Here is a 1980-nt window from a genome sequence, read left to right on the forward strand (position 1 = left end):
CCATTGCAGTTGTTCATTGTCCTGTTTCCCTTAACTGAGCGGGTCGACTTCTTCGACATCGCGCTCGTTGTCCGGTTGGGCGGTTGTCATCGAGACTGCCGACGTGTAGCTGAGGCCCGCGGCCTCCAGCATTTCGCGCTCTGCGACCCGCTGAGCGATCACCTCTTCGAGGTCCAAGCCGCGTTCAGCAAGCTCAGCCTCCAAGGTCGTGAGCCCGTTCTGCAGCCGGAGTGCTGCGGCCTGCACGTCTTTGAACGGGTCGGCGATCGGTTTGCCTTCGCCTCGCCACGCCGCTGCGGTATACGCGTCCGGGGCCTGCCAAAACGCGGGCGCTCCCTTCGGCAGCGCGATAACTCCCGACTCGATCTGCTCTTCGAGCCAAGCGCTGAAGACACCCTGGTAAAAGGGCTCAACGATCGCGCCTCGCCTGCGCTTGTTCACGCGGGCGGGCAGCTCAAGTGCCAAGCGGCTTGCCGAGAAGCTCGTGGTGGAGTAGTCGCCGCTGATGTCCTCATAGGACGAACCGGCTGCCTTGGCTGCCTCCCGCCCCATGCTCCGATCGAACGCATCGTAAGCCGAGTTCGGGGCCTCGCTTCGGTGAATGGTCATCTTGTCTCCGGGGGGCAAGTGGTTGATGCCGCCCGGCTGGAGCGTTACCTTTGATCCTAAGTAAAAATCACTACGTGACTTCATCCACTGCTCAAGGTTTGCTCCGCTCTGAATGCCCTGCAAACCGTCGTTCACTTCGAAGGCTTTGAACGCAGATGACGTCGGCAAATCAGAGGTTATCGTGGTCGCAATCATCGACTGCACCAACGCCTGCGCCAACGAGAACTCCCTCAGCGATCCCTTGGAGTGCGCCGGAGACAGCGCCGCGATCAGTGGCGAAAGTCCCCGCACCTGCCCCGGAGCGATCAAATCGAACAAGTGCAACACACGCGGCCTTCCCCATGAAGTGCGCGCAGGCACGAACACGGCTTGCGGCGCCGAGGCGATATCGCCCAGCGGGGACTCCCGGAGATAGTATCCGCGAAGCCTACCAAGTGCATCGAATGCCACGCCTTGAAGAACGCTACCGCCGTTTTCCTTTCGGGAAACGGACTGATCCAACTGCCGAGAGTCGAGCAGCTTCACCTTCGTTGCTGTCCGAGTCGCGTTGCTGCGGCGCCAGTCGAGCGCCACGACAGACTCGCCGGTCAATAGCCAGCTCTTGAACGCGCCCGTGGCGAGTTGATGCAGCTTGTGGCGGCCGGACGCGTCGCATTCAAACGCGTTGTTGACCCACCGCAACCAAGCCCGCTCAATCTGGTGGCTGAGAGACCGAGCGGCTTCCGGCTTGATGCCGAGCGCCTCATGGTCCGGCTTGCTGGACAGGGTGAGCCCCGAACCGATCGCGTAGGTTGCGAGCGTCTCGCACAGAGTGGCGATCGTGCTGTTGCTGGTCAAAAGGTCCAGCGTCACTGCCGCGGCCTGCGAGCGCTCCCGGGAAATCTCTGAGCCCGGAGTGCCGAAGAACGGGCCGTAGCCTGACGTCAACATGGGCGCCTGGTACCGCGCCCATGTCATTGACACCCGACCATCAGTCCCGTCTCTAAACCCCGCCTGCGCCCCTGAGACGCCGCTGATGTCTTCAGCCGTGCCGCTGGTCGACGACGGAGTAACGGAGCGCATCACGTCTGCCGGTCCCGGAAGGCCAGCCGGGCGAGGCGCCCGTTTTGCCAACCGACTAGGCGGGTGAAACTGTGCAAGCTTCGATGCCATGGCGGCTACCTCGCACGCTTCGTGTAGCCGCGACCGGCGTTAAACGCTGCCGCCGCGTGCTTAATCTCTTCGAGTCGCGCCGCCTTCGGATCGTTCGTGAAGTCCGCGGCTGCTGTCGAGAGGCCAATCGGACCTTGCGAGTCCATCGCCTCCAAGAACGGATTGGAGGCCGGAGCCTTCGCCAGCATCGCGCGGGCGGTGTGGACGTCGAGCGGAGAT

Annotated in this window: 2 protein-coding genes; both read right to left on the reverse strand. The window is 62.8% G+C overall.

The annotated features are described in order from the left end of the window. Positions 1–30: 30 nt before the first annotated feature. Positions 31–1539, reverse strand: a complete 1509-nt coding sequence (locus BRAS3809_RS18785; protein ID WP_008963647.1) for a phage portal protein — start codon at positions 1537–1539, stop codon at positions 31–33. A 227-nt stretch (positions 1540–1766) separates the two neighbouring features. Beyond that, positions 1767–1980, reverse strand: a 214-nt coding sequence (locus tag BRAS3809_RS36670) for a hypothetical protein (protein WP_170323303.1), incomplete at its 5' end; no start/stop codon positions are given.

The sequence above is a fragment of the Bradyrhizobium sp. STM 3809 genome (assembly GCF_000239795.1).
Lineage (GTDB): Bacteria > Pseudomonadota > Alphaproteobacteria > Rhizobiales > Xanthobacteraceae > Bradyrhizobium.

Coding starts and splice junctions, on each gene's coding strand:
- BRAS3809_RS18785 (WP_008963647.1), bottom strand. CDS start 1,539: ATGTTGACGTCAGGCTACGGCCCGTTCTTCGGCACTCCGGGCTCAGAG.